The organism is Streptomyces sp. NPDC033270 (genome assembly GCF_055576575.1).
In genome coordinates this window covers 149,930-175,051 of sequence record NZ_JBVIRA010000013.1, presented here as the reverse complement: position 1 = coordinate 175,051, position 25,122 = coordinate 149,930, and the positions used below count along the sequence as shown (strand labels likewise).

General features: G+C 67.9%; 23 protein-coding genes and 4 pseudogenes. 12 read left to right on the top strand and 15 right to left on the bottom strand.

Annotation, left to right across the window (positions count from 1 at the left end):
• Positions 1 to 105 precede the first annotated feature (105 nt).
• Positions 106 to 855, top strand: coding sequence for a DNA-methyltransferase (locus ACZ5XZ_RS20010; RefSeq protein ID WP_468979738.1), 750 nt, complete (start codon positions 106 to 108; stop codon positions 853 to 855).
• Between the two features lie 92 nt (positions 856 to 947).
• Here the strand turns inward: ACZ5XZ_RS20010 and ACZ5XZ_RS20005 are convergent, their stop codons facing one another.
• Entirely contained in the window at positions 948 to 1,607 is a 660-nt protein-coding gene (locus ACZ5XZ_RS20005) for a DUF5655 domain-containing protein (RefSeq protein WP_468979736.1), read from the bottom strand.
• A gap of 395 nt (positions 1,608 to 2,002) precedes the next feature.
• Between ACZ5XZ_RS20005 and ACZ5XZ_RS20000 the strand changes: the two genes are divergently transcribed.
• A complete protein-coding gene (locus ACZ5XZ_RS20000) occupies positions 2,003 to 2,749 on the top strand; it encodes a dienelactone hydrolase family protein (protein WP_468979733.1) in 747 nt (248 codons plus the stop codon).
• Between the two features lie 166 nt (positions 2,750 to 2,915).
• On the opposite strand, the gene ACZ5XZ_RS19995 is transcribed toward ACZ5XZ_RS20000, so the two are convergent.
• The 5 genes and pseudogenes from ACZ5XZ_RS19995 to ACZ5XZ_RS19975 all read right to left on the bottom strand — a co-directional run bounded on the left by ACZ5XZ_RS19995 (position 2,916) and on the right by ACZ5XZ_RS19975 (position 9,977).
• Complete coding sequence (locus tag ACZ5XZ_RS19995; protein WP_468979731.1) at positions 2,916 to 3,503, bottom strand: DUF6262 family protein; 588 nt, start codon at positions 3,501 to 3,503, stop codon at positions 2,916 to 2,918.
• A complete protein-coding gene (locus ACZ5XZ_RS19990; RefSeq protein WP_468979729.1) occupies positions 3,500 to 6,124 on the bottom strand; it encodes a tyrosine-type recombinase/integrase in 2,625 nt (874 codons plus the stop codon). Before ACZ5XZ_RS19990 ends, ACZ5XZ_RS19995 begins: the two co-directional genes overlap by 4 nt.
• A complete protein-coding gene (locus ACZ5XZ_RS19985) occupies positions 6,121 to 7,095 on the bottom strand; it encodes a tyrosine-type recombinase/integrase (protein WP_468979727.1) in 975 nt (324 codons plus the stop codon). The genes ACZ5XZ_RS19990 and ACZ5XZ_RS19985 overlap by 4 nt, the downstream gene beginning before the upstream one ends.
• 324 nt (positions 7,096 to 7,419) lie before the next feature.
• A pseudogene (locus tag ACZ5XZ_RS19980) lies at positions 7,420 to 7,641 on the bottom strand (DUF5655 domain-containing protein); the annotation flags it as partial.
• Between the two features lie 653 nt (positions 7,642 to 8,294).
• Positions 8,295 to 9,977 (bottom strand): recombinase family protein, encoded by a 1,683-nt coding sequence (locus ACZ5XZ_RS19975; RefSeq protein ID WP_468979725.1) that lies wholly within the window; start codon positions 9,975 to 9,977, stop codon positions 8,295 to 8,297.
• A 119-nt stretch (positions 9,978 to 10,096) separates the two neighbouring features.
• On the opposite strand from ACZ5XZ_RS19975, the gene ACZ5XZ_RS19970 reads away from it, so the two are divergent.
• Both ACZ5XZ_RS19970 and ACZ5XZ_RS19965 read left to right on the top strand, forming a co-directional pair.
• Positions 10,097 to 10,717 (top strand): flavin reductase family protein, encoded by a 621-nt coding sequence (locus ACZ5XZ_RS19970; RefSeq protein WP_468979724.1) that lies wholly within the window; start codon positions 10,097 to 10,099, stop codon positions 10,715 to 10,717.
• Between the two features lie 396 nt (positions 10,718 to 11,113).
• Positions 11,114 to 11,941, top strand: a complete 828-nt coding sequence (locus ACZ5XZ_RS19965; RefSeq protein ID WP_468979847.1) for an endonuclease/exonuclease/phosphatase family protein — start codon at positions 11,114 to 11,116, stop codon at positions 11,939 to 11,941.
• 112 nt (positions 11,942 to 12,053) lie between these two features.
• Here the strand turns inward: ACZ5XZ_RS19965 and ACZ5XZ_RS19960 are convergent, their stop codons facing one another.
• The 3 genes from ACZ5XZ_RS19960 to ACZ5XZ_RS19950 form a co-directional block, all read right to left on the bottom strand.
• Entirely contained in the window at positions 12,054 to 12,290 is a 237-nt protein-coding gene (locus ACZ5XZ_RS19960) for a DUF2277 domain-containing protein (protein WP_468979723.1), read from the bottom strand.
• Between the two features lie 102 nt (positions 12,291 to 12,392).
• The gene (locus ACZ5XZ_RS19955) at positions 12,393 to 13,004 is read right to left on the bottom strand and encodes an alpha-ketoglutarate-dependent dioxygenase AlkB family protein (RefSeq protein ID WP_468979720.1); all 612 of its coding nucleotides are present in this window, start codon (positions 13,002 to 13,004) and stop codon (positions 12,393 to 12,395) included.
• Positions 13,005 to 13,197: 193 nt separating this feature from the next.
• Positions 13,198 to 13,758, bottom strand: coding sequence for a hypothetical protein (locus ACZ5XZ_RS19950; RefSeq protein ID WP_468979718.1), 561 nt, complete (start codon positions 13,756 to 13,758; stop codon positions 13,198 to 13,200).
• A gap of 262 nt (positions 13,759 to 14,020) precedes the next feature.
• Here ACZ5XZ_RS19950 and ACZ5XZ_RS19945 point away from each other — a divergent pair.
• Positions 14,021 to 14,368: pseudogene (locus ACZ5XZ_RS19945) on the top strand (transposase); the annotation flags it as partial.
• A 51-nt stretch (positions 14,369 to 14,419) separates the two neighbouring features.
• Here ACZ5XZ_RS19945 and ACZ5XZ_RS19940 read toward each other — a convergent pair.
• Positions 14,420 to 15,517: a PQQ-dependent sugar dehydrogenase gene (locus ACZ5XZ_RS19940; protein ID WP_468979715.1), complete on the bottom strand. Its 1,098-nt coding sequence runs from the start codon at positions 15,515 to 15,517 to the stop codon at positions 14,420 to 14,422.
• Positions 15,518 to 16,233: 716 nt separating this feature from the next.
• Here ACZ5XZ_RS19940 and pqqA point away from each other — a divergent pair.
• The 5 genes and pseudogenes from pqqA to pqqE all read left to right on the top strand — a co-directional run.
• Positions 16,234 to 16,305 (top strand): annotated as a pseudogene (pqqA, locus tag ACZ5XZ_RS19935) (pyrroloquinoline quinone precursor peptide PqqA); the annotation flags it as partial.
• Between the two features lie 10 nt (positions 16,306 to 16,315).
• Positions 16,316 to 17,260: a pyrroloquinoline quinone biosynthesis protein PqqB gene (pqqB, locus tag ACZ5XZ_RS19930; RefSeq protein WP_468979712.1), complete on the top strand. Its 945-nt coding sequence runs from the start codon at positions 16,316 to 16,318 to the stop codon at positions 17,258 to 17,260.
• A gap of 19 nt (positions 17,261 to 17,279) precedes the next feature.
• A pseudogene (gene pqqC, locus ACZ5XZ_RS19925) lies at positions 17,280 to 17,932 on the top strand (pyrroloquinoline-quinone synthase PqqC).
• The gene (gene pqqD, locus ACZ5XZ_RS19920; RefSeq protein ID WP_468979710.1) at positions 17,929 to 18,186 is read left to right on the top strand and encodes a pyrroloquinoline quinone biosynthesis peptide chaperone PqqD; all 258 of its coding nucleotides are present in this window, start codon (positions 17,929 to 17,931) and stop codon (positions 18,184 to 18,186) included. The pseudogene pqqC and the gene pqqD overlap by 4 nt, the downstream one beginning before the upstream one ends.
• A complete protein-coding gene (gene pqqE, locus ACZ5XZ_RS19915) occupies positions 18,183 to 19,367 on the top strand; it encodes a pyrroloquinoline quinone biosynthesis protein PqqE (RefSeq protein WP_468979708.1) in 1,185 nt (394 codons plus the stop codon). Before pqqD ends, pqqE begins: the two co-directional genes overlap by 4 nt.
• Before the next feature lie 169 nt (positions 19,368 to 19,536).
• On the opposite strand, the gene ACZ5XZ_RS19910 is transcribed toward pqqE, so the two are convergent.
• The 3 genes from ACZ5XZ_RS19910 to ACZ5XZ_RS19900 form a co-directional block, all read right to left on the bottom strand.
• Positions 19,537 to 19,692 carry a hypothetical protein gene (locus ACZ5XZ_RS19910; protein ID WP_468979706.1) on the bottom strand — a complete coding sequence of 52 codons (156 nt, stop codon included), beginning with the start codon at positions 19,690 to 19,692 and terminating at the stop codon, positions 19,537 to 19,539.
• Between the two features lie 225 nt (positions 19,693 to 19,917).
• Complete coding sequence (locus ACZ5XZ_RS19905; protein WP_468979705.1) at positions 19,918 to 20,295, bottom strand: VOC family protein; 378 nt, start codon at positions 20,293 to 20,295, stop codon at positions 19,918 to 19,920.
• Between the two features lie 269 nt (positions 20,296 to 20,564).
• On the bottom strand, positions 20,565 to 21,920 hold the full coding sequence (locus ACZ5XZ_RS19900; protein ID WP_468979703.1) for a serine hydrolase domain-containing protein: 1,356 nt from the start codon (positions 21,918 to 21,920) through the stop codon (positions 20,565 to 20,567).
• A 388-nt stretch (positions 21,921 to 22,308) separates the two neighbouring features.
• Between ACZ5XZ_RS19900 and ACZ5XZ_RS19895 the strand changes: the two genes are divergently transcribed.
• On the top strand, positions 22,309 to 22,539 hold the full coding sequence (locus ACZ5XZ_RS19895) for a DUF6296 family protein (protein ID WP_384430388.1): 231 nt from the start codon (positions 22,309 to 22,311) through the stop codon (positions 22,537 to 22,539).
• 228 nt (positions 22,540 to 22,767) lie between these two features.
• Here ACZ5XZ_RS19895 and ACZ5XZ_RS19890 read toward each other — a convergent pair whose 3' ends face one another.
• Both ACZ5XZ_RS19890 and ACZ5XZ_RS19885 read right to left on the bottom strand, forming a co-directional pair.
• Positions 22,768 to 23,118 (bottom strand): hypothetical protein, encoded by a 351-nt coding sequence (locus tag ACZ5XZ_RS19890; protein WP_468979701.1) that lies wholly within the window; start codon positions 23,116 to 23,118, stop codon positions 22,768 to 22,770.
• A gap of 76 nt (positions 23,119 to 23,194) precedes the next feature.
• Positions 23,195 to 23,902 carry an aspartate/glutamate racemase family protein gene (locus ACZ5XZ_RS19885; protein ID WP_468979845.1) on the bottom strand — a complete coding sequence of 236 codons (708 nt, stop codon included), beginning with the start codon at positions 23,900 to 23,902 and terminating at the stop codon, positions 23,195 to 23,197.
• Between the two features lie 358 nt (positions 23,903 to 24,260).
• On the opposite strand from ACZ5XZ_RS19885, the gene ACZ5XZ_RS19880 reads away from it, so the two are divergent.
• On the top strand, positions 24,261 to 25,025 hold the full coding sequence (locus ACZ5XZ_RS19880) for a chitinase (protein WP_468979698.1): 765 nt from the start codon (positions 24,261 to 24,263) through the stop codon (positions 25,023 to 25,025).
• Positions 25,026 to 25,122: the final 97 nt, after the last annotated feature.

Here is a 25,122-nt window from a genome sequence, read left to right as displayed (position 1 = left end):
GCCCCAGTCAGCCGCCTGTGCGGTTGTCCCGAGCGGTTCTTGCACGCATATCCCGTTCCACGGGTGCGTGCATGTGGCCGTATTCCAGAAAGAGAGATCCGCCGAATGTCGTCGTACATCCTGCACCGAGGCGATGCGCTCACCGCCCTCAAGTCCCTCCCGGACGAGAGCGTCGATGCCGTCATCACCGACCCGCCGTACAACTCCGGCGGACGCACCAGCTCCGAACGCACCGCCCGCACCGCCCGAGCGAAGTACACCAGCGGCGACGCCCGCCACGACCTCGCCAACTTCCCCGGCGAAAACCGCGACCAGCGTTCCTACCGCGCCTGGCTGACCGAACTGCTCACCGAGGCATACCGCGCCAGCCGCGAACACGCCGTCGTCATGGTCTTCTCCGACTGGAGGCAGGACCCCACCACGTCTGACGCCCTGCAAATGGCCGGCTGGACCTGGCACGGGAAGATGCCGTGGATCAAGCCGGCCTCACGGCCCCGCAAGGGCGGGCCGAAGCAGGACTCCGAGTTCATCCTCTGGGGCGTCAAGGGCACCCTGGACAACACCCGCGACCTCTACCTCCCCGGCCACTTCATCGCCTCCCAGCCCCGCAAGGACCGCGTTCACATCACCCAAAAGCCCATCGAGGTCATGCAGCAGCTCGTCCAGGTCTGCCCGCCCGGCGGCACCGTCCTTGACCCCTTCACCGGCTCAGGGGCCACCGGCATCGCCGCCCTGAAGGAAGGCCGCAACTTCGTGGGCGTGGAGCTCTCCGACCACTATGCCGGCATTGCCGAACGGCGCCTTCGCAACGTCCTGACCCAGGACGACTTCGCACTCGTCGGGCCCGAAGAGTGAGAGCGACATGCCCTGGCAGACCGGGCTAGAACGCAGAAAAGGGCGGTTGCGCATCGAAATCCCGATGACGCAACCGCCCTTGACGTTCGAGATCAGCCTGCTTCGACGCTCTGCCGGATGAGGTCACCGGCTCGTGCGAGATGCTCGCGCGATCTGATGCGCACCTCCACGCCATCCTTGATTCCCGAGCACCCCAGCCCGCGAACGTCGCGAGAGAAGCCCTCCTCCAGCTCCACGGCATCCGGATCTAGCTTCAGGTTGACCACGAGCATGCGGTTCCGCGGCTGGACGCGCACCGTGGCGACATTCTTGATCCGTCGATACGCGATGTAGTGCAGCTGCGTCTCCTTCTGCACTTCCTCGTGCGACAGGAGAACGTCGTCGAGGGCCGCGTACAGATCCTGAAGATCCTGCGGTGACTCGTCCAGGTACTGCTGCACCGACTTCGGCGAAGCCGCACTGGCGACTCGGGACGTGGTGGGTGACTTTCCCTGAGCCGGAGAGGCGGCGCCGGCAACGGAGGCGACCAGCTGCAGCGTCAGCACATCGTCGAAGACCCGGTAGCTCACCAAGTCGATACGACGGCCGATCATCTCGATCGCCACCGTGTCATGGTGCGTGAAGTCCCCGGCAATGCAGACGAGTCGAGGATTGCTCCAGTCGATCACCTCGGCCGCCTCGGCGCCGAGCTGCTCCTTGACCAGGCTCGCGAACTCATGGTGATGGTCATGAAGCCACGACAGATACGACAACGCCTGATTCGTAACGTTCTGATCGCGGGAGCGCTTGTACTCGACTTTACCGACCGCAGGAGCTCATGCACCGGCTCTGAACTGCGGCGATTCATAGACTACATGTTCGTGACGACGGGATGGGGTCGTTGCCGTAACTAGAGCCGCATCAAGCAACGTTCGCCCTCTTGACCACTTCGCATAGCCGTTCGCCCTGATCACGTGGCCGGGGAAAAGGGATAGAAGGGGTGATCATCGGGCTGGTAGCTTTCAGTCGACCGTGACACCGCCCGAGGAGGTGAGACCCATGAACGCTGTATCGACGTGGGTGCTCCCCCTTCCCGTCACGGTCGGCGATTGACGTAGGGGTCGTCGGGAGCGCCTCGACAACAAGGCACTCCCGAAAGGCAACACCTATGTACTCTCTGCAGTTCACTGCCGAGTCGTCGTTGAACGGCATGGTCGAGCGCGACTTCACCCTGGGCGACGTCCCCGGCGTCCTCTGGTCGCCGGCCTCCAGCGCAGCCGATCGCGCGCCCCTGGTCCTGATGGCCCACGGCGGCGGCAACCACAAGAAGCACCCGGCGATGTCCGGCCGCGCCCAGCGCCTCGTGACTGACTGTGGCTTCCACGTCGCCGTCATAGACGCGCCCGGTCACGGCGACCGGCCACGCACGGCGCACGACGAGGCGGAAATCGCCGAGCTGTTCCGGGCGAGGACGGCGGGAGAGCCGGAAGGCCCGATCGTCGTGCGCTATAACGACCACCTGGCGGAGCTCGCCGTGCCCGAGTACCGGGCGATGCTGGACGCGCTTCAGGAACTTCCGGAGATCGGCACCGACGGGCCTGTTGGCTTCTGGGGCATCAACATGGGCACCGCGATCGGCGTACCGTTCGTGGCGATCGAATCCAGGATCACCGCGGCGGTCTTCGGTCAGCACTGGCCCGATGTCCTGGCCGAGAAGGCGAAGCAGATCACCATCCCGATCGAGTTCGACTTGCAGTGGGACGACGAGCACATCTCGCGTGAGGAGGGTCTCGCGCTGTTCGATGCCTTCGCCTCGAAGGAGAAGTCGTTGCACGTGAACTCGGGCAAGCACAAGGAGCTGCCCAGGTTCGAGGCCGACAGCGCGGTCCGGTTCTTCGCCCGGCACCTCGGCTAATACAGCCGCCTGCAGTCCGCGACGCGCTGATCAGGATCCGTTCCCGATCAGCGCGTCACACCGCAACAGGGCAAAGGTTCGCTGATGCAGCCCCGGTCGCGGAGGCTTGTGGGATGGCCCGTCCATCGGGACGGTGGACGGGCCATGAGATGCCAGCAGGATGCGATCAGGCCGGTGGTTCCGGCCCGGTGAGGCGGGCTTCGAGGTCGGCGACGTGTCGGTCCTGGAAGCGGAGGTTGGAGCGGGCGGCTTTGAGCCGCTCGTCAAGGGTGCGGTTGTCGGTGGTGAGCTGCCGGACGCGCTGCTTGAGAGTGGTGTTCTCGGTGGTGATCCGCTGGATGGCCTCCTCAGTCCACTCGGCCTCCAAGTCGCGGACCTGGCCGAGGAGTTCGCCGATGCGGGTGCGCTGGGCGAGGATCTCGACGTGGGCGTCCTTGAGGCCGGCCTCGGCGTTCAGCGCCCGTTCGCGCCAGGTCACCTCGCGCTCGTCGTCCTGGGCAGCAAGCATCTGCCCGCGGCGTTCACTCGCCTCCGTTATGGCCTTGGCGACCGAGGCTCTGGCGTCAGGGTTGTCATAGAGGAAGGTGCGGGACACGTCTGCCCGCCGGGCGACGGCGGCAACGCTGATCTGGGATTTCTCGCGACGGAGCCGGGCGATGGCCTCGTGGACTCGATGGAGGGCGGCTTCGGTCTTGCGTCGGCGGGCCGCCAGGGCGGCAGCAGTGCGGGGTTCGGGAACGGTGGCGGTGTTCATGCGACGTCCTGCTCGGGGTCGTTGTCGTCGGTTGTGCACGTATCGCTGTACTCGCTCTGCTCGTCGTCGCCCGCGTCGGCGAGGTCGGTAGCGCGGAAGGCGGTAGACCACACGCGGTGGAAGTAGTCCTGGGGTTTGCGCAGGTCCAGGGCGAGGGCTTCATCAAGGAGGCCGAGTCCGGCCAGAGCCTTCTCCAGGCCGTCGATGGCGCGGGCGGTGGGCTCGAAGTAGCGGTGGAGGTAGTCGGCGGTGGCGTCATCGGGGGCGCCTTCGGCCAGCAGTCGCCACTGTTCGCGCTTGCGGCGCCAGTAGAGGAGGTCGGCTCCGGAGAGGACGAACTTGTAGCAGTTGTGGCAGTCGAGGTTCCAGGGGCAGGCGCCGCCGTCGACGACGGGCTGGAAGGTGCAGAAGCCGCCCTCCGCGGGGGTGCTGCGGCGGGACAGGTCGATCGCCAGGGCCTGGGCCTGCTGGCGGGAGAGCGGGGTGGTGCCCCCAGCCAGGAGTTCGCCGGGCTGGGCGGCACCGGGGCCGGCGACCCAGACGTGCTGGAGCACGTTCTCCAGATCGGAGCTGGTCAGATGGACGTAGTGCTCCGCCATACGATCGCTGACCTGTCCCAGATAACGGCGGATGTGGGTCAGGCTCGCGCCGTGCCGCAGCAGCCGGGTGGCCAGCGTATGTCGGGCCTGGTGGGCGACGTAGTGACCGCCGAGGTCAAGCTCGGCGATCCAGCTGCGGAAGCCGGTGTGGAACCAGGTGTAGGACAAAGCGCGGCGGCCGTCAGGGTTGAGGATGTCGGTGGGGAACAGGGCCAGGTGAGCACGTTCGGCAGCAGTGGGCGGGCGGCCGGCGTGCCGGTCGGCGTAGTGGGTCAGGGTTTTTTGGCGGCGTTCTTCGAGCCGGTCCAGGAGATGGTCGGGGATGCGGACGGCCGCGTTCAGGTTGCCGACCTTGGTCTGATCGTGCCAGAGCAGGGGCAGCCCGCCGTAGCGGCCGATGCAGTCCAGGCGGAGTTGGATGACCTCGCTGGCGCGCCGGCCGGTGACGATGATGGTCTCCCACATATCCCTAAGGCCCCGGTCGTGCGGGTCGTAGCCATCTGCGAGCTGCTGCAGGTTGGCCTCGTCCGCAAGCGCCCGGGCGACTTCGTCGGGGAAGGGGTTGCGGCTGCGGGGCGTGCCCGGGCCGCCGACCGGCATGGCGGCGATGAAGGCGCGGTCCAGGCCGATCTGCTCGGCGCTGCCGCTGTCCAGCGCGCCGCGCAGCAGGGACCGGCCGTAGTTGAACACCAGCCGGCGCGAGTTCTCGGTGACCTTCGCCCTTTTGCCGTCCAGGCGAGCCTGGCCGCGGAAGGCCAGGCCGAGGCGTTCGCGGTTGCGTAGGTCCGCGACGAAGCGGTGCGCGTGCTCGCCCCGCATAACGGACGGGTCGTGGCCGCCGCCCGGCGCCTCCGCCTCCAAAAACGCGGACAGTTCGGCGCCGGCGCGGCGCACGAAGTCCACCGGCTGGGCGCTGCGCGGGCAGGTGGGCGAGCGCAGCACGTCGGCGATGTGATCCCACAAGAGGTCGCGCAGCCACCGCTGGGTGATGCAGGTCAGGTCGACATAGCTGGAGCGGTGGGGGAAGCGCACCCCGAAGTGCTCGGTCTCGATGTAGCCGGCGTCCCGGGTGTCGGAGGGGCTGAAGTAGATCTTCCGCAGGGCCTGTTGTATCTCCTGGACCATGCGCTGGTGGTAGGCGCGGCGGAAGACGGACGCATCCAGGCCAGCCAGGGAGTCCACGTCGCGGCGCTGGCACTCGTCCGCGAGTGACTGCACCCACGTCAGGTGCCACACGGCGACGGGCTGCAGGCCGTGGACATACATGCCCCACTGCAACTCCGCCCTCAGCAGGGGCCGCAGCCCGCGCAGGTTGACCGTTCCGGTGCGGTGCACCGGCAGCTGTGCGCGGCACCAGGCACGGAAGGCGACTGCGTCCTCGCAGGTCACCGGGACAGGGCGATCACGGCGCTCGTAGGTGGCGAAGAAGTTCTTCGGCAGCTTCGCCCCGCCCGGCCGCCCGGCCCGGATGTAGCCGCGCTCGTGCGCGCCGCACAACCCCAGCGGCGAGGCGGCCAGTTCGTCGCACACGTCAGCGCGGCACTCACCGTAGCCCGGCAGCGATGGCTGGTCGGCCAGCCACCGTTCGAACTCCGCCTCGCCCCCGCCGGGGTGCCGTTTCAGGTGGCTCAGCCACCGGTTGCGGTGCCGGAAGCACAGCACCAGCTGCAGGCTGAACGCCGGACGCTGCGGGCAGATCCGGCACATCATCGCCTCTGGCATCTCCGTGGCCGGCAGTGGCTCCGCGGTCCGCAGGAACTGCGCCCGGCTCATGCCGCGCGCCTCCGCCTCCTGCCATTGCCCGGCGTGCACCGAGCACATTGCGTAGCGCCTCCAGCGGGGCCGCGCGCAGTCGACGACCGTGCAGCTCCACGGATAGACCGGGTGCGTCGGCGGGATCTTCAGCACCCCGCCGCGCAGCACCGGGTCGAACTCTGGCCCGTTGGTAAGCGCGGTGAGCACCTCCAGCCGGTCCCGTCGCGTGCGGGCATCCTGCTGCGGCAGCAGCGACGGCGCCGTCACTTCGTCTCACCCCAGACCGTGCGCAGGGCGGCGTCGAAGACCGGGTCGTGGACATCGACGTGTCCGTAGACCTCATCCACCATCGCTGCCGAGGCCCAGCCGCCGGCGTCCCGGGCGATCAACAGGTTGCCGTCGGCGGCGTCGAGAACCGCGGAAGTAAACGAGTGCCGGAAGGCATGGGGTTTCACGATCCCGAGTCCGGCGCGCTTCCCAGCCCGTCCGAGCATCCGCCGGGCCCCGACCGGCGCCCACGGCTGTCCGGTATAGGCGCCGTGCAGCTGGACCAGGAGCATGCCGTGCCCGGCGCCGCGCGGGTACTCGGTGGTGAGGTACTCGAAGTAGGTATGCACCATCGCGGGGCTGACCCGTTTGATCAGCCCGCCGGTCACGATGCCGTGCTTGACCCGCCAGGGGTGCTTGCTCTTGGCCTCGGCCCGGTTCGGATTGCCGGGCCGGTGACAGACGTGCAGGTGAGGGGCGCGGCACTCGCCGCAGGCCGCGTTCTCGCGCAAGTGCAGGTCGACCAGGTGCAGCCCGCACAACTCACCGATCCTCAAGCCCCCGTCGGAGAGCCAGGTGACAACCAGCCGGTCCCGGGCGGCGTTCACCGTCTCCAGCAGCCTCTCCCGGGCGCCGTCCGGAAGCATTTTCGGATGCCGGCGGTCCGGCCCTTTCGGCGCCAGTGGGTTTGTGGGCAGCGACGACTTCACATGCCCGAGGAACGAACGGCGCCGGTCCACCCGTGACGGCAGCCGCGACTTATCGAGCTTCCTGCCGAGCTCGCCGTTGATGCCGAGGCAGGACTGATGCAGGTAGAAGCCCTTCAGACAAGCCGCCGCGATCGACAACGCGGACCGGCCGTAGGGGCGCTTGCCGACCCGCCACGGCTCGCCGAGCGGCATGCGGACCTCTGCACCTACCAGGCCCATGTACCGTTCCAGGTCACGCAGTTGGATTGCGGCGAAGGCCAAGCACTCCCGCTCCAGCCACCGCAGATGGTCCACCAGCAGATACGCGTACGTCCTCTGCGTTCCCGAACCATCATGCAGACGCAGGAACCGGTCGGCCTCCGCATGGACCGTCCCCTCGGGCCACACGATCGTCCACGACCGCCGCCCGTCCTTCCGCTCGATCTGCTGGACCCGCAAGTCCCCGACCACCACATGCCGTGCCACTCGTCCTCCGTACCGACTCCAGAACATGACAGACGTCCCGGACACGGTCGGTAAACAAGCCTGGGACGCGCTGGTCACAGTCCCAGACGGACATCACGGGCAGGACTACCTGCGGTCGGTAAACTCCACGATGACCGGTGTCCCGTTCTCATCCAAACCCAGAGAGTCGATCCGGCCCCGGTGTCGGCCCGTCGTGTACTCGCTGGCCAGGAATCGGATGCCGAGCATCGCCTCCATGTTGGCCTCGATCAGGGTCTGCAACTGGCGCTCCAGCGCTACGGACGAGCCCGGAATCTCCGTGGCCTTCCCACCACTCAGCCTGAATGCCTTCAGGTTGCTCATACGCCTCCCCCGACTTCATCTTGGTCACTGCGAACGAACAATCGAGCTTAGGAGGCATTTATTCCGGAAGGACCTGGCGACCAGGGGAGAGGAAGGGGGCGCGGACGCCTCTGGGCCGTGCAACATGGGACGTGAACAGCGGGACCGGGAAATGTGCCCTGGTCGAGGAAATTGGGATCATTCGTGACCGCGCGGCTTGCGGGCTGATCTCTAGCACGCTCGTAATCCGTAGGTTCTCGGCCGGCACCCTTGCGGGTCGTGCGCCCACAGGGATTGCGTGCTGGCGGCTGCGCCATTTGGTGCGGAAGGGATTATTTCCTACATTGCCTTCTGTGCACTGCCGAACGGCCTCCGGGAACGATGAAGCCCTGGCCGAGCGGTCGTTGTGCGATCACCCATACCCCTCCAAATTTGCAGGTTGGGAGTTCATATGGCATGTGATGGGGCGTTGCAAAGTGTGAAGGGCGCGGATTCGGAAGTTGCGTCGAACAGTCGAGAGGAGGGCGAGTGTGAAAGTGATTGGGTGGAGAGGTTCCTCGAAGAGAGTCCGGAGCTGGTGGAGGCTGAATCCATGCGAGTGCGGAGGCTTTTGGAGTACATGGGGCGGTGAGGTGATAGGCGTCCCCAGCTGATCGGCTGGGGACGCCTCTTGTTTACGTGGCTATTTCTGCGGCAGTCTTCCAGTGCGGCGTGAGGCGCGCCTTCACGAGCTCGGACCGGTTGAACTCCAAGGGCGGGAGAGGTGGTTGCACGGTGATGGAGTGCAGGTAGCGCTTGAGGGTCGCACGCCTCTGAAGCAGCGAGCCCGCCGTCCAATTGGCGAGGAGCTCTTCAGGTGCGACCCTCGGCGGAGGAGTGCCTTCCAGGCCGGCAATCGATTCCCTGAGACTGGAAATCTTGCGATTGAGTGCCGCCAGCATGGTGAAGTAGTCCTCCTCGGTCAAATCGACCTCATGCAAGGAACCCTCGGACCAACGGCAGATGAGTTCACTCTTCCGGGCCAGTTCCTGCTCCAACCGCGCTTCCAAGGCCGTAATGGTGCTGGCGGACTGATCCAAGCCGTTCGACGATGCCTGAAGCTGCTTTCGGAGGAACGCATTCATGGCTTCCTCGACAGCCGCGTCAGCGGTAGGGGCCGAGATGGCTGTCCCCCCGCAGCCACCTCGCTCAGACGACGGACAGACGTAGTTGTGGACCACCTTTCCTGACTTACGTCGATAGCGGTGTCCCACCAGACCTCGATGGCATTTGCTGCATCGCAGGATTCCGGAGAGGAAGTACTTATTGACCGGTGCGGTGCCGGCCGCGCCGGGCTTGATGCCGGCCTTCTGGCGGCGGCATTGCCATTCGAACTGGACCTGGGACCAGAGTTTGGGGGTGATGATGGGTTCCCACGAGCCGAGCAAGGGGCGTCCCTCGTCATCGAAGAGGACCAGTGACCAGCCATCCCCGGCGGTCGCAGCTTGGACCCGGTGTTTGCCGGCGTAGGAGACCATGCCCGCGTAGCGCGGATTGCGGAGCATCTTGGCGACCATCGTGGAAGACCACAGGGAGGCGGTAGGAGGCTTGATCCCTTCGGTGTTGAAGGCTTTGGCGATGCTGTAGGCCGATTCCCCGGACATGAAGTCCTGGAAGATCCGAACGACGACGTCGGCTTCGTCCGAGACGAGCTGCCCCTTGCGCTCGCCCTTGCGGACCCAGCCGTAAGCGATGCGGCCCTGGGCGGTTCCGTTCTGGGCGGCAGACAGGTGCTGGCGGGCTACGCGGCGAGCGGTGTCCTCGGAGGACTTGAGCGCCATCACGCACATCATGCGGGCCATGTGGCGGTCGCTGTCGTTGATGAGGTTCATGCGCCCGCCGGTTGCTCCGGTGACCGGGCGCTTGACGTATTCGACGATGTCGATGAGGTCTTCGAGATCCCGGGGCTGGCGGACCAGCCGGTCGAGGTCGTAGAAGATCACGCCGTCGATGACACCGTTGGCCAGGTCAGCCAGGAGCTGGCGGAATTCGGGGCGCAGCACGATCCAGTCGATCGATCCGTCGGGCTTGATGACCTTGCGCTTCTTGAAGGCCGAAGTGTCGTTCTCCCGGTAGACCTTGGCGAACGAGCCCCAGCCCAGGCGGGTCCTGGTGTCCTGGGCGTCTTCGAGCTGGCGGTCGACACCGGCTTCGAGGCCGAAGCGGTCGGAGGAGATGCGCAGATAGGCGCCGGGGCGCTTGGGGGCGTAGGCGGCCAGATGGTCGTGGAGGTTGAGGGTGACCTGGCCGCCGCGGGCGTGTGCGGGGACGTCGAAGTCTTCCCAGACGGATGGTGCCATGGATGGGGCGGTGGACACGGTGTCGGCTCCTGGTGCTCGTCGGCTCCGATACCGGGCACTCTCCGCCGAACTCAGGGGTTTGGTGGTGCCGTGGATCCGCTGTACGATCCGCGGCCGCCGTGTGGATACTGATCACCATGCGCATTGACTTCGATCCTGCTGAGATGTCCCGCAACGAGTTCTACAAGCTCCTGACCGCGGTGGTCGTGCCGCGGCCCATCGCCTGGATCTCGACGATCAGCCCTGATTGTGCTTCTACGAACCTAGCCCCGCACTCCTTCTTCTCGATCGCGAGTGTTGCGCCGCCCGTTGTGCAGTTCAGTTCTGTCGGGCGTAAGGACACCCTGCGCAATGTCGAGGCGACCGGACAGTTCGTGGTGAATTTTGCGCCGGAGGGGCTCATGGCGCAGATCAACGACACAGGTGCGGATTTCCCGCACGGTGTGAGCGAATTCGAGGCAGCCGGCATCGATTCTGAGCCGAGTTTGCGGGTCAAGCCCTTGCGGGTGGCGGCGTCGCCGGTGGCGTTGGAGTGCGAGGTGCACACCACGATCGGGATCGGGGATTCCACCGTCGTCTTCGGGCGGGTGGTGCATGCGGTGGTGTCGCAGGACGTGCTGGTCGACGGGCACCCCGAGGTTTCCCGGCTGAAGCCGTTGTCGCGGATGGGGAAGAACGAGTGGGCCGCGGTCGGCGATGTACGGGACCTCGCCCGTATCCAGTACGCGGACTGGCAGGGGCCGGCCGGCGACCGGTAGGGGAAGGCGGGAGCGGGAGCGGGGCGGGCTGTCCCTCAGGTCGGGGGCGCCTTGGTCGGCGACGGGTTCCGGGTAGGGCCGAGTGAGTCCCAGCAGGTTGCCGGTAGTTCCCAGGTGGGCTTCAGCAGGTGTCCCGGAGTTCTCAGCGGGTTCCCTTGCGGGCTACTTCCGGATTGCCCGGGTGTCCGAGACTCTGTCGGGGTTGGGGCCTTGGGTGGGTTGGGGGCTCTGGCGGTTGGTGTGTCCGGCTTTGATGGCCGGACAGCCGAATGATGCCTGCCTGGCCGACTGACTGGAGCTGCTGTGACTGGTCTCGCTTCCGCGTCGAATGAGTCCGCGCCGTTCAGCCGGCGGGGTGCGTTGCGGGCCGTGGCCGCTACGGCGGCTGCCGGGCCGATGGTGGCGGCGTACGGGTCGGGGACCGCGTACGCCGCCGCCGACGGCGGGCGGCCGCTGCGGGTGATGACCTTCAATCTGCGGTACGCCTCGGACAGTCGGCCGAACTCCTGGGCCGAGCGCCGGCCCGTGATGCGGTCCCTGCTGCGTCACGAGGCCCCGCACCTGCTCGGTACCCAGGAGGGGCTGTACGGACAGCTGCGTGACATCGCAGCGGATCTCGGGCCGCAGTACGACTGGGTGGGGACGGGGCGAGGAGGCGGGAGCAAGGACGAGTTCGCGGCGGTCTTCTACGATGTGCGGCGGCTGGCCCCGGTCGAGTACGACCACTTCTGGCTGTCCGACACGCCCTATCTGATCGCGTCGGCGACCTGGGGAAACACCGTCATCCGGATGGCGACCTGGGTGCGGTTCCGGGATCTGCGGACGGGCAGCGAGTTCTATGCGCTCAATACGCATCTCGATCATCTGAATCAGTACTCGCGCGAGCGGTCCGCCGGTCTGATCACGCAGCGGCTGGGCGGGCTGGATGCCGCCCTGCCCCGGATCGTCACGGGTGACTTCAATGTCCCAGCGCACAAGAACCCGGTGTACGAGGCGATGCTCAATGGCGGGGCGCTCGTCGACAGCTGGGACACGGCGGACGAGCGCAGCACCCAGTACGCCACGTTTCACGGATACCGGCCGCTGGTGCGGGACGGGGACCGCATCGACTGGATCCTCACCTCGCCGGGAGTGCGTACGAGGCGGGCGACGATCAATACCTACTCCGCGCACGGTCAGTTTCCGAGCGATCACCTACCGGTGCAGGCGCTGGTGGAGTGGTGAGGGCAGGCGAGAGGCGGGGCGGGGGCGCTGTGGCGCTGGCTTGCGGTGATCTTGTCCCGGAGTGGTCACTGCCCCGCAGGGGACTCGCTGCCCGTGCGGGTGGCGCCGCCTTTCAGGGGGAGTGCTGACGGGCGGCGGCGGAGGAGCCACGGATCTGCAGGCCGTCGAGGAGTTCCCGGGTCGCGGCCGCCACGGCGTCCACGGCGTCATCGAACACCGCGCGGTTGTGTGCGGCGGGGGCGCGGAATCCGGAGACCTTGCGGACGTACTGCAGGGCTGCGGCCCGGATGTCCTCGTCGGTGACCGCGGGGGTGGCGGGTGGACGGAGTGTCTTGATGCTGCGGCACATGAGTCCAGTGTGCCTCCTGGCACTGACAACGTCGGAGAGAGCTGTCGGCCGACACCGCCGGTGAGAGCTCTCCGCTGACACCGCCGGTAGGAGCTGCCGGCGTCAGCCGGCGAGCCCGGTCACCCGCATGGTGATGTTGAGGCGGCCGCTGCTCAGCCCGGTTGCCGGGTCGCCGGTGCCGGGGCGGACCTTGGGCACGCCGTGGTACGCGAAGCGGGACGGGCCGCCGAAGACGAAGAGATCGCCGGAGGCCAGCTCGATATCGGTGTACGGCTTGGTGCGGGTTTCGGTGTTGCCGAACCGGAAGACGCAGGTGTCGCCGATGCTGAGGGAGACCACCGGCGCGCTGGAGCGCTCCTCCTTGTCCTGGTGCATTCCGAGCTTCGCTTGGCCGTCGTAGAAGTTGATCAGCGCGGTGTCCGGTGTGTAGGCGTCCCCGGCGGTGGCGTCCTGGTATGCCTCGACCAGTGCCCGGCGGCCCAGCTCGACCATCCAGTCCGGGAACTCGGCGACCCGGGCGCCGTTCACGTCGTCGGCGGTGCGGGTGTACGCGTACGGCTGCCAGTGCCAGCCGATGCACACCGTCTGGACGGACATCACGCCTCCGCGCGGGAGCTTGGTGTGGCGGATCGGGGCTGGGCCGCGCGCCCAGTCACGGCAGGCGGTGACCAGCTCGCGCTGCCGGGTCAGGGAGAGCCAGCCGGGGACGTGCACGGCGCCGGGGGCGAGTTCCCGGCGGCCCCGGCCCGTATGGTCGGCGTGCGGACCGCTGTCCGTACGGGCGCGTCGGGCTGCTCCGCCGCCGTGGTGAAGCCCTCGAAACCGGGAAGGGGCGTGCTCATCTGCTCCTGCCTCGTCGCGCCATCGCCAATTCACGAGACCGCTGATTCGCGCTGCCTCAATACATCTACAGCGTGCCACGGCTGGGGTGGTCGGCTGACGGCGCCGGGACCTGGTGGGTGCCCCAGCCACGGTCGATGGTCCAGAGTGCTCCGTCGGCCGTGGCCCCGCGCATGCCCTGCAGCGTTGCCGGGCCGGCGAGCGCGGGGAGGCGGGAGTCCCCGAGCGAGGCGAAGCCGTAGGTGCGGGCCGGGTCCCAGTGGGTGCTGTGGCGGAGCCGACGACTCATTTGGACCCAACCGAGCGGGGCGGCGGCCACCACCCAGGCGTCCGGCTCCTCGGCAGTGAAGCGCACGGCCGCCCGCAACCAGGACGCGGCGGTCTCCGGCCAGTCAACCCTGGCGAGAACCGTGCGACCGCCCGTCGTACGCCACGCCTCGATGAACGCCGCGGCTGCGGATCGGGACGCCGCGTCCCGGCTGTGGCCGACGACCACCGTGCTGATCCGGGTACGCGGAGCGGTCAACAGGCCCAGCAGAGTGCGCAGTTCGGCATCGCGATGCGGGCCGGGGGAGGGGAGGTCGCCGTACGCGGACGCCTCCGCGAGGGGGAGGAGAGGAGAGAGCATGATGGGTCCTTGTTTGCGCGCCTGTGCTCGCATGCCGTGGCGCGTACGCCGTGTGCTTACGTCGTTGTTCGTGCGGCCTCGTACGCGAGTCTTCGCTCGTGCCTGCGCCTGCTGCTGTGGCCTGTGTTGCTGCCGCTCTATGAGTCTGCGGCTTCGACGGCGCCACGGCTGGCGGGAAACGGACGTCACGGTGGCCGGCCGCCGCCCCTTAACGCCGCAGCTTTTGACGAAGTACGAGCCGGACCAGTGGGGCCGCCGCCCCCGCGCTCACGCACGGGTAGCAGACGCACGACGCGAGTTCCACCACCAGCTCTCCACCAAGCTGATACGCGATAACCAAGCGGTTGCGGTGGAAGAGCTGGCGGTTGAAGGACTCGCCCGTGCGCGCCTGGCCAAGTGCTCGTCGTGCGGCGTCAAGGACTGCCCCAAGCCGCTATGCGTACGCGCCTGGACCCGCGGCGCATGCGGGGCTGTCCTGGACCGGGACGTCAACGCGGCGGTCAACGTCGCCAAGGCCGCCGGACTGGCGGTGACAGCCTGTCGAGCGCAGGTAAGACCGGAACGTGTTCCGGCGCAGCGCGGTGAAGCAGGAATCCAACCGGAGCCGCGCCCGCAACGGTGCGGCAGACGGGAATCGCCCACCTTTAGGTGGGCGAGGATGTCAATTCAGGTCGACCTGGAACACCTTGTCCGAGCCCGGCCCGCCGTCCCCGTTGTTGTCGGCGTTGGTGGTGGTCAACCACAGGGAGGTCGTGCCGGGGACGGACTCGACCGTACGCAGCCGCCCGTAGTCGTTGGTGTAGTACGCCTTGGGGGTGCCGGCGGTCGTCCCGTCGACGGGGATACGCCACAGGCGTTCGCCCCGCAGCGCGGCCATGTAGATCGCCCCGTCGGCGTACGCGACCGCGCTGGGTGACGCCTCCGCGACCGGCCACTGACGCTTCGGGTTGGTCATACCGGGGAGGGAGCACTCGCCCTCGCACTTCGGCCAGCCATAGTTCTCACCCGGCTCGATGAGGTTCAGCTCGTCGTATGTGGTGTTGCCCAGTTCGCCTTCCCACAGCCGTCCTTGGGCGTCCCAGGTGATGCCCTGCGGGTTGCGGTGGCCGTAGGAGTAGATCAGCGAGTCGAAGGGGTTGCCGGGGGCCGGTTTGCCGTCGGGGGTCATCCGGAGGATCTTGCCGTTGAGGGAATTCTTGTCCTGGGCGAGGTCGGATGCCTGGGCATCGCCCGTGGTGGCGTAGAGATAGCCGTCGGGGCCGAATTTGATGCGCCCGCCATTGTGGTACCTGTTCTTCTCGATACCGTCCACCAGCACCGTGTAGTCGCCCAGAGTGCTGCCGTCGAAGGTCAGGCGAGCGATGCGGTTGCCTTCGGAGGCGGTGTGCATCACGTACACGTAGTGGTCGGTCTGCCACGACGGCGATACGGCGATGCTCAGCAGTCCGCCCTCACCGCCCGTGGTCACGACGTCGGGAACCTCGCCGATCTCCGTCTTCGTGCCGTCCTGGGTGAGCGTGAAGACCTTGAACGATTCGCGCTCGGTGATCAGGGCGGAGCCGTCGGGCAGCCAGCTCAGGCCCCAGGGGATGGACCAGCCCGCCGACACGGTTCGAGGGGTGCCGGGCTCGGAGGCGCGTACGGAGTAGCCGGCGGCGTCGCCCGTACCTGCGGCCGAGGTGAGGAGTCCGGCGGCCAGGGCGGTAGCGGCGACGGCGGTCAGTGCGGCGCGGCGCGCGGCTCTGGTGCGAATGCGCATGGGGGGTCCTCCGGTCGGGGAGATGCGATGGGGCGTTCCCTCGGGCGAACGGACGAGCATCAGCGGCGCCGGGCTGATAGGAAAGTTTCCTGTTGGTTCGGGGGACTCCGGAAAGTACTGCGCTTGGGGGGTGGGGTCAAGGTATGGGGACGTGGGAGGTATCCCCATGGCGGGCCAATTGCGGAGAGCGGAGTTGGGGGTCAAAGATCCTTGACGGGTGGGCGTATTCCGCAGATTCGCGTAATGAGCAGCGGAGTTTCGGCTGCTGAGACTCTTGGGGGACCGCGTAACCGCCCCATAGGTCGGATCATTTTTGCGTCCCGCCCTTGACCGTGGCCCGGTGGCTGAGGATTCTGCAAGGCAACACAAGGAACGTCACGAGGCAACACGACGCCACGTGGTCAACGATCCGTCAACGGCCGGCGCCCCTGGAACCGTTGGTGAACGAAGCGCGCGTTCCCCGTTCCGTTCCCTCTAGCGTGGCGAGCAATGGCTACTGTCCCTCGGCTGTGCCTCGGCGCCCGACACCCCGCACACTTCCACGCCCCGCGTCCCTACGAAAGGCTGGAATCGGCATGAAATCCCGCATCAATGAGGCCGTCTCGGATGACGTGACGGGGAATGACGTCCATATGAGTGAAACCACTTTGGGCGAAACCGCTGTGAGTGGGGCTACCCTGCGGCCCGTTGCGGCGCGCCGCGAGTCGGCCGACGTCTGGCGGAAGCCGGGCTATGCGGTCATCGAGACCGCGCTCGAAGTCACCGCCTATTCCCTCACCACCCGCTGACCGCCCCGCCGTGCTGCTGCAGGTGCTCGGCACCGCGGCGGGTGGCGGCGTGCCGCAGTGGAACTGTGCGTGCCCCGGGTGTTCCGGGGCGCGCGCCCACCCCGATCGGCGCCGCCGACACGCCTCGCTCGCCGTACGAGCCGACGACGACCGCTGGTATCTGATCAACGCCACCCCCGACATCGCCGACCAGATGGAGAGCACTCCCGCCCTCCACCCGGGCCCCGCAGCGCGTCGGACCCCGGTGGCGGGAATCGCGCTCACCGATGCCGAACTCGACCACACGCTCGGCATCGCACGGCTCCGGGAGGCCGACCGGATCGAAGTGCTCGCCACCGGACCGGTCCGTGCCGCATTACGCGACCGTGCGCACCTCGATGACGTTCTCACCCCCTATATCCGCCTCGAATGGCGGCAGTTGGGTTCCGCGCCCGTACCGCTGAGCGAGGGCTCCGACGTCGAGATCAGCGCCATCCCGCTCTCCGCGAAGCGGCCCCGGTACGCCGCTCGTGACACGGGCGGTGACCAGAACCCCGCCAAGTCCCGCGCCGACCACCGTGACAAGCACCGCGGCAACGACCCGTGGGTCGTCGCCATCCGGTTGCACGACCGCCGGACCGAGGGCACCGTGCTCTACGCCCCGGCCCTCGCCGCCTGGCCCGAGGCGTTCCACACGGCGCTGGCCGGTGCCGATGTCGTCCTTGTCGACGGCACCTTCTGGGACGACGAACCTCGTCGCAGTGGGTTCTCCCCACGCACCGCGCAGGGTATGGGGCATCTGCCCATCGACGGACCGGACGGCACCGCCGTCCGCCTGGCCCCGCTCGCCGCCTGCTGCCTCTACACCCACCTCAACAACACCAACCCGCTCGTCGACCCCGCCGCGCCACAGCACAAGCAGCTGGCGGAGCTGGGGCTCGCGGTGGCCGCGGAAGGCATGGAGATCGACCTATGAGCACGCGTTCGAGGAGCGACTGCGAGGCGTGGCCCGCGACAGCTACCACGACCGCCACCCCTTCAACCTGCGGATGCACCAGGGCGAGTTGACACCCGAGGAGCTGCGCCGGTGGATCCGCAACCGATTCCACTACCAGCGCCAATCCCCATCAAGGACGCCCTGATCCTGGCGAAGCTGCACACCCCCGAACTGCGCCGGATGTGGCTGCGCCGGATCCAGGACCATGACGGGCAGCAGGAAGGCGAGGGCGGTATCGAGCGCTGGCTGCGGCTCGGTGACGCGGCCGGACTCGACCGGCCGCTGCTCCTGGACGAGGCCGGTGTCCTGCCGGGGGTCCGACTCGCCGTCGACGGCTACGTCAACTTCTGCCGGCTGCGCTCGCCGCTGGAAGCGGTCGCGGCCTCACTCACCGAACTGTCCGCGCCGGACATCATGCGCACCCGCATCGACGCCTTCGAGAAGCACTACCCCTGGATCGAGGCCGACGGTCTGGCCTATTTCCGTGGCCGGCAGAGCCAGGGACGACGGGACAGCAAGGAGGCGCTGGCGCTGGTGCTGGACTGGGCGCGTACGGAGACCGAGCAGGACCTGGCGGTCGCCGCGCTGACGTTCAAATGCCAGGTGCTGTGGGCGCTGCTGGACGCGGTCGAGCGCGGTGAGGGGCCATGACACGTTGGTGCCCGGAGCTTGCTCCCGGCGTCCATCTGCGCCATGACCGGGTACGCGGCACCGATCTGCTGCTTCTCCCCGAACGCGTCGTGGTCCTGGAAGGGAGCGCGGGCGACGTGCTGCGGCTGTGCGACGGCCGGCACGACGTACCAGCGATCGTCACGCAGCTGAGCCGCCGGTATCCGGACGCGCCGGTGTCGGCCGAAGTGCCGGAATTCCTCGGGCGAATACGAGACGAAGGGTGGCTGCGGTGACCAGTACGTCCGGGCCGGATCCGGAGCCGGTGCGCCCGTCCCGTACGGCCCCGTCCCCGCCTCCGCCGCCGCGCCCCTGGGCCCTGCTCGCCGAACTCACCCACGGCTGCCCGCTGCACTGCACCTACTGCTCCAATCCCCTCGAACTCGTACGGAAGCAAGCCGAGTTGACGACCACGCAGTGGGAGGACGTAGTCCGGCAGGCCGCTGACATCGGAGTGGTCAGCGCACACCTTTCCGGCGGCGAACCGATGCTGCGCGCCGACCTCGATGCGATCGTCGCGGCGGCCGACGGCGCCGGGATCCACACCCAGCTCATCACCAGCGGCGTCGGCCTCACCCGGGCCCGGCTCGGCCGGCTCGTCGATGCCGGGCTGCGCAGTGTGCAGCTCTCCGTCCAGCATGCCGAACCGAGCGCCTCCGACCTGATCGCCGGACGCCGTTCCTTCGCCGCCAAGGAGCGGGCCGCCGCCCTGGTCCGGGACGCCGGACTGCCCCTCGGCCTCAATGTCGTACTGCACCGCCACAACCTCGATGCGCTGGACGCGCTGATCGATCTCGGCCCCGCCTGGGGAGCGGACCGCATCGAGCTCGCCAACACCCAGTTCTACGGCTGGGCGTTGCACAACCGCGCCGAGCTGCTGCCCTCCCGCGAGCAGCTCGATCGCGCACAGCGGACCGTACGGCTCCGACGTACGGAGCTCGCCGGCAGGCTCGAACTGATCTGGGTCGTCCCCGACTACTTCGACGGCAAGGCCAAGCCCTGTATGGGCGGTTGGGGCGCTCTCTCGCTCACCGTCGCTCCCGACGGCACAGCGCTGCCCTGCCCGGCCGCCGCCTCGATCCCCGACCTCGGTGCCCCCAACGTCCGCGATCACCGCCTGGAGTGGATCTGGGACCGGTCACCGGCCTTCCAGCGTTACCGGGGGACGGAGTGGATGCACGACCCGTGCCGCAGCTGTGACCTGCGCGAGAAGGACTTCGGCGGCTGCCGCTGCCAGGCCTTCGCGCTCACCGGCGACGCCGCGGCCACCGATCCCGCCTGCCGACTCTCCCCGCACCACGCCCTCGTCCGTGACCTGGTGGACGCCCGGCCCGAGCGGACCGCCACCGGACCGGGCCGACCGCGCAGACCCACCCGCCGCGGCACGCCCACCCAGAGGGGGACGGCGGAACGGTGAGACAAGGCCGGCTTTGCGCTCGAAGGGACTCGGCGCAGTGCGCTTCGGCATGCGGACGGCTGGCATGACATGCATCTGCATGCCCGGATTCAGGGCGATGCGTGCGGGCGATGCCTGAGGGAGATATCGGAGCTCGGGCGGACGCGGCCGACTTGATCCATCGGATCCGCTATGCCGCCTCCACGACCTCGGAGCGTACGGCCAGCGTCCAGATCTCCAGCAGCACCGCATACTCCGCCATGTCCTGTGCCGTCCACGCCAGACCGCGCCGGGCGCGTACGAAACGCCGAATCGATTCGTTCGCTTCGGCAGCAGGAACAGGCACGCCCGTATGGGCAGGAGGAGTTGGGGACATATGAGCAATGTTAGGGGCAGACACTGACATCGCCTCCCGGCATGCACGGCCCCAAGCCCACCGTCTTCGCCTTTGGCGCTGCCCCGACGCCACGACAACTCCCTGACCAGCAAGGACCATCGTCCCTAAACGTCTCCTCGCTGTCTGCATGTGTCCATTCCCACACGCTCCGCGTTCGGTGCCTCGGGAACGGCCTCAGTGGAGGAACAGGCAGAAGGGGTGCCCCGCCGGATCGAAGAGCACACGGACATCGTCCTGCGGCTGGAACTCGGCTCGGGTCGCGCCCATCGCCACCGCGTACGCCTCGGCCTCGGCGAGGTCGTCGACACGTATGTCGAGATGCAGCATCTTCTGTTGCTCGGCGACCCGTTCGGGCCACACCGGTGCCTGATATCCCGGCTCGGACTGGAAGGAGAGGCCCGTTCCGCCGTCCGGACAGCCGAGCAACACCCAGTCCGGTTCACTGTATTTCACCTTCCAGCCCAGCAGCCGACGGTAGAAGTCGGCGAGCGTGTGAGCATCCAGGCAGTCCAGGACCACCGTCGCCAGCGAAAAACGAGGTCTCGTGGTCACGCGTTCCCTCCGGTGCGATGGCGGGGAGTACGGAGTACTCCGATCGGGTGAGGTCTGTGCTCCTGACCTCCCTCCATTGTGGCGTTCCCGCACGGTCCGGGAAGCGGATCGCCGCTGCCTTGGAGCCGCCGTTGTCAGTGGTGACCCGTACCGTGGTTCCGTAACTATCCGAGCTGCTGGCGCTACTCGGACCCGCCCCGCTCCCGTGACAGCGCACGGGAGCGGGGCACTCGACGGCTTGGGCCTGGCGTTCAGGGCGTTCAGTGCGGTTAGCCCCGGTGGGCAGAGTGCTGCAGATCCTGCGTAGGCGTCTGGAGCGAGAGACGTGCGAGGCGGGAGGGATCGCTGGCCGCCCCGGTGCCAGGGGTTGTTCCCGGCTGTCGCGTGGCTTTGCTTCCGCACGCCCCCTGGGCGAGATGCGTGTTCATGGCGTCGTCTATCGGGCCGTTCTGGGGAACGTTGTTTCCGTCCAGCTTCTGATAGCGCGACAAATTGAAGCCGAGGGAAACCTGACGGCGACCGTCCGCGCTGGACAGAGACCAGGTCATGGCCCCGAGCATCAGGCCGTTGTGCCCCCAGAACTCGCCGCACGGCGTCTGCGTCCAGAGCAGGCCCAGGCCGTAGCGCGCCCGACTGCCCTCGATCGGCACTGTGGTCTTCATCTGGCGCAGCTGGGTCGGGGCGAGTAGTTCGCCGCCCAGCAGTGCGCGATAGAAGCGATTCAGATCAGGCATCGTCGAGATGAGCGCACCGGCCGTGCTGGCCCAGGACGGGTGGTAGACGCTGAAGTCGCGCGGCGGGTTGTATCCGCCGTACGCGGCCTCGTACATCTTGGCGTGCGGGCCGGTGATGTACGGAGTCTGGGGGAAGTAGGTGTGCTGCAGCCCGGCCTTCCGGAGGACGTGCTGGGTGATGTACGCCTCCGGTGCCTTGCCGGTGACCTTCTGCAGCAGGAGGCCCGCGATCACGTAATTGGTGTTGGAGTAGTGGTGGGCCTCGCCCGGCTTGCCCAACGGCTTTGCCTTGAGGCCGAGTCGAGCCAGCTCATCGGGGGCGAAATTGCGGAAGCGGTTCTCTTCCATGCTGTTGGGCGTCGCAAAGATCGCTCCGCTGTATTCGCCGATGCCACTGGTGTGGTTGAGCAGCATCCGGACGGTGATGGCTCGGCCGCGGTCCCCAGGGATGAGGTCGGGCAGATAGCGCCCTATGGGGGCGTCCAGCGCGATGTGTCCCTTGCCGACTTCTTGGAGGACGGCCACGGCCGTGAAGGTCTTGGTGACGCTGCCGATGCGGTGCTCCATCTGAGGTGTGGTGGGTCGCCCGGTGTCGACGTCGGCGACCCCGGCCGCGCCCTGCCACTCCTCGGAGCCGTCCCGCGCCGCCGAGTAGGCGCCGTACATCCCCGCGTCGTGGAACGCCTTGAGCGTCGAGCCCAGGGCGGCGCGGTCGAGGCCGGTCCGCTCGGCGCGTACCGCGGTGTCGGAATGCGCGTCGGCCGCGGTCGGCGCGGCGGGAGAGGGAGCGGCGGCGGCCGGGGCGATGGTCGGAATCGTCAGCGTGAGGAGGGCGGCGGTGGCGGTTCCGGCCAGCCGTACACGGCTGCGAGGGGAGTGGGCAACAGGCATGGTTTCTCCGTCAGTTCACGGCTTGTGGCCGCTGTTCGATCTTCGCTTCCTCGATTCTTGCGGCGGGACGGCGGCCGGCCGTCAACCTTTGGAACGACCTTGATCCCAAGTCCAGATGACAAATGTCAGGTTTCTCGTCGCGAGGCTCTTGGGGCGCCTCTTGGGGCGGCCCGCTGAGATGTAGTGCCGAGGAGGGCGGGGCAGGGGGCCGGGGGCCTTCGGTCACTCGGGACACATTGGGCTGGCCAGGGAAGAGCCGTTCTACGGCTTTCCTGAGGCGCTGCGGGCGGGCGTGCGCGACGATGGAAGAGCGAGGTGCAGCGGCGCGCGTGCAGCGCCGGCGGAGGGCGACGCCCGAGCACCTGCCGAGCAGTATCGGGAGGCCCCGATGGATTACCCGGAACGCTATGAGCTGGTATTTCAAGCTTCCGCCGTGGAGGACGACGTGGTGATCGTCCGGCGTACCGAGCGGGCCGGAGCGGGTGGGTACCCGGTCTACGAGGACGAGTCGGGGATCGTGCGCGCGGAGATCAGCGACCGCGGCGAGGTCCGCATGCTGGCCAGCGGTGGGCACCAGGTACTGAGCACACCGCTGCTGGCGCGGCCCCTCGTCACATGAGCGTGGGCCTGGCGCCAGGGCGGGTCCGATGGGTCATGGCCGGGTTCGCGGCCGGTGCCAGGCCATGGTGCGTTCTGCGGTGAGAGCTGGTCCGCGATGGTGACGCAGTGTCGTCGGCTGGTTGCGGTCAGCTGTTTCTGTTGGGTTTACGTGCCGTGCCGTGCCGGGCCGTGCCTGCCTGCTCGCCGAGGCTCGACTCCGCGGTGGGGGCTCTGCGGCGAATCGTGATCAGAGGCCGCGAAGGTGGTTGCGTCGCTGAGGCTTCCGGCGGGCGTCGGGTGCGGCGGTTTCGCCGCCGGTCTCGGTGCCTGCGCTGGTCGCACCGGACGTGCCGCTCGTATCGGTCGCCCCCGCCGGGTCGGTCGTGCTGGTCGGGTCCGTCGTGCTGTCCGTCTCAGGCGCTCCCTGCCGGTTGCGGTCGGCCTCGCGTTCGGAGTCGTGTCCGGGGGCGGGGGAGGGCTCGGGGGCCGGCTCCGGAGGGGTGAGCTCCCCTCCGAGCACGGCCATGGCACGTTCCAGCGTCTCTCCGGTGATCTGTATCCGGATCCTGGCCAGACGTTCTAACTCGCTGCGCGACACCACGTCAGCGTACCTGTCGTAAGTTCAAACCTCGGCTTCACCCAAAAATCTGTGGATTTCGGGGAGTTGGCGGCCGTCATGCGGGTTCCCGGAAGTCGGCGAGGGCGCGGGTGACGGCCGCTTCGGCGTGCAGCCGGGTGGTCGGGAAGACCGGGACCGGGGAGTGTTCGGGGCCGATGAGCAGCTCGATCTCGGTGCACCCCAGGATGATGCCCTCGGCTCCCGCGGCTACGAGGTCGTTGATGACGGCCATGAAGGACGCACGGGATTCCTCGCGGACGATGCCGAGGCACAGCTCCTGGTAAATCACCTGATGGACGGCGCCTCGACCGGCGGCGTCCGGGACCAGCACCTCCAGTCCGTGGCTTTCCAGGCGGCCGCGGTAGAAATCCTGCTCCATGGTGAAGGCGGTGCCCAGCAGCCCGATGCGGCGCAGGCCGTTTTCGCGTACCGCATCCGCAGTGGTGTCGGCGAGGTGCAGCAGGGGGATGGTGACGGCGGCGGCCACCTGGTCGGCGACCTTGTGCATGGTGTTGGTGCAGATCAGCAGCAGGTCCGCGCCGGCCGCCTCCAGTGCCCTGGCCGCCTCGGCGAGTATCTCGGCGGCCTGTTCCCAGTGGCCTGCCGCCTGCAGCTTTTCGATCTCCGCGAAGTCCACGGAGTACAGCACGCAGCGAGATGAGTGCAGGCCGCCCAGGCGCTCGCGCGTCAGCTCGTTGAGCAGCCGGTAGTACTCCGCCGTGGACTCCCAGCTCATGCCTCCGAGCAGTCCGATTGTTCGCATCATCGCGTCACTCTCGCACATGTGCGCCGATTCCCCCTGGTCTTTTGCGGCCCTGGCGCAGCAATGCTCTCTCGGTGGTCGGGCGGGGCCGGGTGTGGTTGGGTGCGGTCGGCGGTGCGCTGCCCGGGCGGCGCCTGGCCTCCAGTGGATCAGTGAATTGGTCTGGACATGCTCAAGTGCCCACCCATAGCCTGGGGTTGGTCTAGACCGCGCCCTGCGATGGTTGTAGAGCGCGGTCGCCCATGCCCGGTAGCACGTCAATCGGCGTGCTGCATAAGGCGATTCCTCCTCTTCCCCCCACAGCGGCCGTTGTGCCCCGGCCCGTCCGGAGGTCGGCCGCGCTCGAAGGAGTCCTGCCATGAGATCTCGTACCGCTGCGCTGCTGAGCGCCGCCGCCATGGCTGCGGGCGTCGCCCTCGTTGCTCCGACCTCGACCGCGGCAGCCACGGTGCACTGCTCCTCCTCGTGCGCCGCTGCCCCGGCCGGCGTCGAGACGCGAGCCGAGGGATTCGTCGTCAGCGAGGCGCAGTTCAACCAGATGTTCCCGAACCGGAATCCGTTCTACACCTACAGCGACCTGACCGCCGCGCTCAGCGCGTACCCGGAGTTCGCGAACACCGGAAGCGATACCGTGAAGCGCCAGGAAGCCGCGGCCTTTCTCGCGAACGTGGGCCATGAAACCGGCGGCCTCGTCTATGTGGTGGAGCAGAACACCGGCAACTACCCCCACTACTGCGATGCCACCCAGCCGTACGGATGCCCGGCCGGTCAGGCCGCCTACTACGGGCGCGGCCCGATCCAGCTCAGCTGGAACTTCAACTACAAGGCGGCGGGTGACGCGCTGGGCATCGATCTGCTGAACAATCCCTCTCTGGTGGAGCAGGATCCCGCCGTCGCCTGGAAGACCGCGCTCTGGTACTGGAACACCCAGACCGGCCCGGGCACCATGACCCCGCACCAGGCGATGGTCACCGGCGCCGGATTCGGCGAGACCATTCGCAGCATCAACGGCTCCCTGGAATGCAACGGCGGCAATCCCGGCCAGGTGCAGAGCCGTATCAACAACTACAAGAGCTTTGTGCAGATCCTGGGGACCACGCCCGGCGACAACCTCAGCTGCTGAGACGCAGCCGTCCGGGTCGGCCGCCGCCATAGTGGCAGCACGTCCTGGACGGCGGCCGCGGCACCCATGCGTACGGGTGACGCGCCTGGGGCCCGTC

What these genes read in the sequence shown, in the direction of transcription:
- ACZ5XZ_RS20010 (WP_468979738.1), top strand. Translation starts at nt 106, where the DNA reads ATGTCGTCGTACATCCTGCACCGAGGCGATGCGCTCACCGCCCTCAAG.
- ACZ5XZ_RS20000 (WP_468979733.1), top strand. Translation starts at nt 2,003, where the DNA reads ATGTACTCTCTGCAGTTCACTGCCGAGTCGTCGTTGAACGGCATGGTC.
- ACZ5XZ_RS19995 (WP_468979731.1), bottom strand. Translation starts at nt 3,503, where the DNA reads ATGAACACCGCCACCGTTCCCGAACCCCGCACTGCTGCCGCCCTGGCG.
- ACZ5XZ_RS19970 (WP_468979724.1), top strand. Translation starts at nt 10,097, where the DNA reads ATGCGCATTGACTTCGATCCTGCTGAGATGTCCCGCAACGAGTTCTAC.
- ACZ5XZ_RS19965 (WP_468979847.1), top strand. Translation starts at nt 11,114, where the DNA reads ATGGTGGCGGCGTACGGGTCGGGGACCGCGTACGCCGCCGCCGACGGC.
- ACZ5XZ_RS19960 (WP_468979723.1), bottom strand. Translation starts at nt 12,290, where the DNA reads ATGTGCCGCAGCATCAAGACACTCCGTCCACCCGCCACCCCCGCGGTC.
- ACZ5XZ_RS19950 (WP_468979718.1), bottom strand. Translation starts at nt 13,758, where the DNA reads ATGCTCTCTCCTCTCCTCCCCCTCGCGGAGGCGTCCGCGTACGGCGAC.
- ACZ5XZ_RS19940 (WP_468979715.1), bottom strand. Translation starts at nt 15,517, where the DNA reads ATGCGCATTCGCACCAGAGCCGCGCGCCGCGCCGCACTGACCGCCGTC.
- pqqD (WP_468979710.1), top strand. Translation starts at nt 17,929, where the DNA reads ATGACACGTTGGTGCCCGGAGCTTGCTCCCGGCGTCCATCTGCGCCAT.
- ACZ5XZ_RS19900 (WP_468979703.1), bottom strand. Translation starts at nt 21,920, where the DNA reads ATGCCTGTTGCCCACTCCCCTCGCAGCCGTGTACGGCTGGCCGGAACC.
- ACZ5XZ_RS19895 (WP_384430388.1), top strand. Translation starts at nt 22,309, where the DNA reads ATGGATTACCCGGAACGCTATGAGCTGGTATTTCAAGCTTCCGCCGTG.
- ACZ5XZ_RS19885 (WP_468979845.1), bottom strand. Translation starts at nt 23,902, where the DNA reads ATGCGAACAATCGGACTGCTCGGAGGCATGAGCTGGGAGTCCACGGCG.
- ACZ5XZ_RS19880 (WP_468979698.1), top strand. Translation starts at nt 24,261, where the DNA reads ATGAGATCTCGTACCGCTGCGCTGCTGAGCGCCGCCGCCATGGCTGCG.